The sequence below is a fragment of the Brevundimonas sp. genome (assembly GCF_050729455.1).
In the GTDB taxonomy this organism is placed as follows: domain Bacteria; phylum Pseudomonadota; class Alphaproteobacteria; order Caulobacterales; family Caulobacteraceae; genus Brevundimonas.
Genome location: NZ_JBOHLI010000099.1, coordinates 1 through 5165 on the forward strand (window position 1 = coordinate 1; position 5165 = coordinate 5165).

General features: G+C 69.3%; 6 protein-coding genes. 2 read left to right on the top strand and 4 right to left on the bottom strand.

Annotation, left to right across the window (positions count from 1 at the left end; translation table 11 throughout):
• Window positions 1-79: 79 nt before the first annotated feature.
• Genes ACREEF_RS15450 through ACREEF_RS15460 form a run of 3 tightly spaced genes read right to left on the bottom strand, consistent with a single transcriptional unit; the run spans window position 80 to window position 1821 of the window.
• Window positions 80-856, bottom strand: a complete 777-nt coding sequence (locus tag ACREEF_RS15450) for a tyrosine-protein phosphatase (RefSeq protein ID WP_431566457.1) — start codon at window positions 854-856, stop codon at window positions 80-82.
• 33 nt (window positions 857-889) lie between these two features.
• A complete protein-coding gene (locus ACREEF_RS15455; protein WP_431566458.1) occupies window positions 890-1192 on the bottom strand; it encodes a winged helix-turn-helix domain-containing protein in 303 nt (100 codons plus the stop codon).
• A gap of 2 nt (window positions 1193-1194) precedes the next feature.
• Window positions 1195-1821 (bottom strand): hypothetical protein, encoded by a 627-nt coding sequence (locus ACREEF_RS15460; RefSeq protein WP_431566459.1) that lies wholly within the window; start codon window positions 1819-1821, stop codon window positions 1195-1197.
• Window positions 1822-1922: 101 nt separating this feature from the next.
• Here ACREEF_RS15460 and ACREEF_RS15465 point away from each other — a divergent pair, with 101 nt between their 5' ends.
• Entirely contained in the window at window positions 1923-2669 is a 747-nt protein-coding gene (locus ACREEF_RS15465; RefSeq protein WP_431566460.1) for an SAM-dependent methyltransferase, read from the top strand.
• 103 nt (window positions 2670-2772) lie between these two features.
• Here the strand turns inward: ACREEF_RS15465 and ACREEF_RS15470 are convergent, their stop codons facing one another.
• A complete protein-coding gene (locus ACREEF_RS15470) occupies window positions 2773-4218 on the bottom strand; it encodes an AMP nucleosidase (protein WP_431566461.1) in 1446 nt (481 codons plus the stop codon).
• A gap of 110 nt (window positions 4219-4328) precedes the next feature.
• On the opposite strand from ACREEF_RS15470, the gene ACREEF_RS15475 reads away from it, so the two are divergent.
• A complete protein-coding gene (locus tag ACREEF_RS15475) occupies window positions 4329-4856 on the top strand; it encodes an SRPBCC family protein (RefSeq protein ID WP_431566462.1) in 528 nt (175 codons plus the stop codon).
• The last annotated feature ends 309 nt before the right edge of the window (window positions 4857-5165 follow it).

The window sequence follows — 5165 nt, forward strand, 5'->3', positions numbered from 1 at the left end:
CCGTCGCGCCGGTTCAGCCCGGCGGCCACGGCCAGCGGCTCGACCCAGTCCAGACGCGCGACATGGACGACGGGCAGGCTCATGCCGTCAGCCGCGCCCGGATGCGCTCGGCCAGAGCCGCGTCCACGCCCAGGGCCTGTTCCAGATAGCCGCCGATCGACCCATGCCGCGCCGCGATCTCGGCGAAGGCCCCGTCCAGATACTCGGCCTCGACGCCGAGGAAGGCGACCACGGCCCCGTGCGACGCCGGACGGCCCGTCATCTCGGTCAGCTTCCTGGCGATGCCGTCGGCCCTGCCCTCCAGATCGACGGCGATATTGGTCAGCAGATAGTCGGCGATCAGGTCCTCGTGCGACACGCCCAGCAGGCTGTGGGTCAGGGCCGCCAGCAGGCCGGTGCGGTCCTTGCCCGCCGCGCAGTGGATCAGAACCGATCCCTCGGCCTCGGCCAGTGCGCCGAAATAGCGGCTGAACAGATCGACGTGCGCGGGCTCAAACGGCAGGCGGCGATAGGTCTCGGTCATGAAGGCGCGACCGGAAGCCTCGGTCAGGTCGGCGCTCTTCAGAAAGGTGAGATGCGGCGCCTCGCCGCCGTCGTCATGGGCGCTCTCGATCACCTGCCCGGCCCAGCCGGCCGGTCGCCGCGACGGCTGGTCGCGCCGCTCGCTGGGACGGCGCAGATCGACCACCGTGGCGATGGCCAGCCGTCCCAGCCGCTCCAGATCGGCCTCGGTCGCCCGCGCCTGATGCGCCGAGCGGTACAGCCGCCCGCGCGCCACGCGCCCCGTCGCCACCGCGTAGTCGCCGTAGTCGCGGAAATTATCGATGGCCTGAAAGGGCGGAAGGCGGTCGCTCATGACCGCCTTCCTTAGACTATTCGCCGATCAAGGCTACCGGGCGCCGACCAGACCGGACATGGCGTCCAGATAGGCGACGAAGGCGTCCCGTCCAGCCTCCGTCATGGTCGCCCGCGTCAGGGGCTTGCGGCCCTGAAAGCACTTGGCGACCTCGACGAAGCCCGCCTCCTCCAACTTCCTCAAGTGCACCGACAGATTGCCGTCCGTGGTCTGCAGCCGGGCCTTCAGCTCGTTGAAGTCAGCGGTCCCGACGCCCGACAGATAGGCCATGACGCCCAGCCGAACCCGACCGTGGATGACCTCGTCGATGCGGCCGATGTCGAAGGTTTCGGCCATGATCAGATCACCTCCGACGGTTCCTGGCGCACCAGCAGGACGCCGGGAACGAGGGCGAACAGGAACAGGCCCGCCGCATAGCCCAGCCACATCAGCGGACTGCCGGTCAGGAGGGCGATCAGCGGCGCGGCGATCCAGCAGCCGATAGCCAGCTTCCACTGCCACTTCTGGTCGCTGACGGTCGCCGACATCGCCCAGCCCGAGCCGTAGAGGGCGAAGATCAACGACGGGAAGGTCATAAAGGCGACGTCGCTCTGCGCCTTCCAACTGACCACAGCCATCGACAGCGACATGACGAAGATGGCCAGACCGACGCCCATCCACCCGGCGCCGCCGGCCCGGTTCACCACCGAATGAGCGCCCGGCCGGCCGTCCGTCTTACGGATCTGCCAGATCAGCGCCGCAAAGAAGGCCAGCGTGGCCCCGCCCCACAGGACGGCGTAGGCGACGGGCGGCACCGCGAGGATTCCGCTGTCGATGCCATAGGCCACGACGGAGGCCAGACCGAAGATCAGACCGGCGGCGATCAGGATCCGACCGCCCAGCAAAGGGGCCTGCCGCCCTTCCTGGGCCAGGGCCTTCATATAGGCGATGTCGTCGTGGACGGACTGCACTTGGTCGCGGGTCATGGCGTCTCTCCCTGCCTGTGGATCGGACAGTGCGCCAAGAACTTTATGTTGTAAAGTTCTTTTTCTGAGACGGAAGACGCGACGCATTCTAGGCCTTGGCCATGCGCGTCGCCTTTCATCACATCGCCTATCAGCCCCTGGCCGTCTGCAACGCCCTGTCGATCGACCGGCTTGAGGCGACCGCGCGGCAAGCGGGTCTGGCCCCCGGCGCGGCGGTCATGGACATCGGTTGCGCCTATGGCGCGGTGTCGATGCATCTGGCCCGCGCCCTGGACGCCCGCGTCACGGCGGTCGAGCTGGACCCGGTCATGGCCGAGGGCGCGGAGGCCCGCGTTCGGGCGGCGGACCTGTCGGCGCGGATCAATGTACGGCGCGAGACCTCGGCGGCGGCGCTGGCGGCCCTTCCACCCTTTGACCTGATCGTCGCCATCGGCTCAACCGAGCCGGCGGGCAAGGGACTGCGCGACCCCGCCGCCGTCTTCGCCGCCCTGAGCCGGCGCCTGACGCCGGGCGGCGCGCTGCTCTGGGGCGATCTGTTCTGGAAGGAGGAGCCGCCGGCCCCCTTGCGCCAACTGGTCGAGACCGGCGGCTATTACGTCGGCCATGACGCATGGCAGGCCGCCGCCCGCGACGCAGGACTGGAGGTCGTCTCGGCCGAGATCAGCGACGACGCCGAATGGGCGACCTATCGCACGGCGATGGAGACGGCCGTCGCCGACTGGCTGGACGCCTATCCCGACCACGCGGACGCCCCCAGCGTCGCCGCCACCGCCCACCGCATCAAGATGATGCTCGACTTCGGCGCGCCCTTCCTCGGCTTCAGCCTCTACCTGTTCAGGAAGGGCTGAATGAAAAAGGCGCCCGAAGAAATCCCCGAGCGCCCTTTCATTAAGTCATTGCGTTGCGCTCAAGCAGCGAGGCCCCGCGGGCCAAGCGATAGCGCCCTTCTTCTTACCGGAATGGCGGCTCGTCGAAGGCGCGCAGCTTGCGCGAGTGCAGCTTGGCGCCCTCGGCCCGCAGCAGGTCGACCGCCTGGATGCCGATCTGCAGGTGTTCCGAAATCGAGCCTTCGTAGAAGCGGTTGGCCTGGCCCGGCAGCTTGATCTCGCCGTGCAGCGGCTTGTCCGAGACGCAGAGCAGGGTCCCGTAGGGCACGCGGAAGCGATAGCCCTGGGCGGCGATGGTGGCCGATTCCATGTCGATGGCGACGGCGCGGCTCTGGTTGAAGCGCAGGGCCGACTTGGAATAGCGCAGCTCCCAGTTGCGGTCGTCAGTGGTGACGACGGTGCCGGTGCGCAGCCGCTTCTTGACCTCTTCGCCCGGCGCGCCGGACACCTGTTTCGTGGCGTCGTAGAGGGCGCGCTGCACCTCGGCGATGTTCGGGATCGGGATGTCCGGCGGCAGCACCGCGTCCAGGACGTGGTCGTCGCGCAGATAGGCGTGGGCCAGGACATAGTCGCCGATGGTCTGGCTGGCGCGCAGGCCGCCGCAGTGGCCGATCATCATCCAGGCGTGCGGCCGGGTGACCGCCAGGTGGTCGCAGATGGTCTTGGCGTTCGACGGCCCGACCCCGATGTTGACCAGGGTGATGCCCGTCCCGCCCGGCGCGGTCAGGTGATAGGCCGGCATCTGATGGCGGCGCCAGGCCGCGTCCATGATGGCCGTCTCGGGATTGGGCGTCTCGCGGTCGATGACCACGCCGCCGGCGCAGGACAGGGTCTCATAGGCGCTGTCCGGATCGGCCAGCTGGGCGCAGGCCCAGCGCACGAACTCGTCGACGTAGCGATGGTAGTTGGTGAACAGGACATAGGACTGCACGTCCTCGACCGGGGTGCCGGTGTAGTGACGCAGCCGGGCCAGAGAAAAGTCGGTCCTCAAACCGTCGAACTGGGCCAGGGGGAAGTCCTCGCCCGGCGCGAACAGGCCGTCCGAGATCTCGTCGCCGATGTGGGCCAGGTCCGTGGTCGGGAACCAGCGGGCGATGGAGGCCGTCATGGTGCTGTCCAGCGCCACGCCCGAGCCGTCCAGCACATAGGGGAAGGGGATTTCCTGATCCGACGGCTCGACCGCCAGGGTCACGCCGTACTCGCTGACCAGCAGGGTCAGCTGTTCCAGCAGATAGGCGCGGTACAGGTCGGGGCGGGTGACGGTGGTCGTATAGACGCCGGGGCGCGACAGCCGGGCGAAGGCGCGAGTCTCCAGATCCTGGGGACGGTCGCCGAACCAGCTGACGGTCAGTCGGGGATAGGCGAACAGGCCGGCGGCCCGCGCCTCGGGATCGGCGCGCTCGCCGGTCTCGAGGAAGCGCTTCACTGCGGCGCGCAGGTTGGCGACGGATTGATTGTAGAGGGTTTCGAGGCGGTCCAGCGCCGCCTGTGGGGTCATCTTGTCTGTCATGACTTCCTCTAGCGGAAAACCGTGACCGTGGCGAGACGGGGGAAACACAAGGACACGACTGTTGACCGGACGGCGCGGAAAGCGTTCCACTGTCGCTCAGGAGGATCACCATGCCCGGACGCCTGATTTCGACCGCCGCCGCCCTGCTGGCGCTGAGCGCCGCGCCCGCCCTGGCCGAGGTGAAGTCGGCTGCGCCCGGCGGCTTCGAGGTCGGCGGCTCGGTGGCGATCAACGCCCCGCCCTCCCGCGTCTGGGCCGCGCTGACCGCGCCCGACGGCTGGTGGAGCCGCGACCACCGCTGGTTCAAGGCCTCGACCCTGTCGCTGGACCTGACGCCCGGCGGCTGCTGGTGCGAGCAGGCGACGGACGGCCGTGTTTCCCGCCATCTGGAGACAGCCCTGGTCGAGCCGGGAGCGAAGCTGGTCCTGCGCGGCGGGCTGGGTCCTCTGCAGGGCCAGGGCGCGAGCGGCGGGCTGACGTTCGACGTCAAGGCCGAGGGCGAAGGCGCCGTCCTGACCTGGTCCTACATCGTCGGCGGCTATGCGCCGGGCGGTCTGGAAGGCTGGGCCGCGCCGGTCGACGGCGTTCTGGCGACGCAGCTCGCCAATCTGAAAGCGCGGGCCGAAGCGGGCGACTGAACCGCCATCCGACATGATCCGTCACCCTCGGGCTTGTCCCGAGGGCCTATCGGTCAGCGACGAACCGGGCCCGGATCAGCGCGACGGCTTGACGATTAGGGCTTGGCGCGCCCTTCGGCATAGCCCCTCGGGACAAGCCCGAGGGTGACGGCGTTGGCTCTAGCCCAGCACGCCGCGCAGGAAGGCGACCGCTCCCGCCATGTCGCCCGCCGCCCCGCGCCAGACCGGCGCCGCGTCCGCCGCCCCGCCATAGGCCGAAGGGTCGGTGAAGGTGGCGTCAGGCCGTTCGGGCGCGCCCAGGGCCGCCGC

Excerpts from the sequence above, each read along its gene's own strand:
- ACREEF_RS15460 (WP_431566459.1), bottom strand. The coding sequence starts at position 1,821 with ATGACCCGCGACCAAGTGCAGTCCGTCCACGACGACATCGCCTATATG.
- ACREEF_RS15470 (WP_431566461.1), bottom strand. The coding sequence starts at position 4,218 with ATGACAGACAAGATGACCCCACAGGCGGCGCTGGACCGCCTCGAAACC.
- ACREEF_RS15465 (WP_431566460.1), top strand. The coding sequence starts at position 1,923 with ATGCGCGTCGCCTTTCATCACATCGCCTATCAGCCCCTGGCCGTCTGC.
- ACREEF_RS15450 (WP_431566457.1), bottom strand. The coding sequence starts at position 856 with ATGAGCGACCGCCTTCCGCCCTTTCAGGCCATCGATAATTTCCGCGAC.
- ACREEF_RS15455 (WP_431566458.1), bottom strand. The coding sequence starts at position 1,192 with ATGGCCGAAACCTTCGACATCGGCCGCATCGACGAGGTCATCCACGGT.
- ACREEF_RS15475 (WP_431566462.1), top strand. The coding sequence starts at position 4,329 with ATGCCCGGACGCCTGATTTCGACCGCCGCCGCCCTGCTGGCGCTGAGC.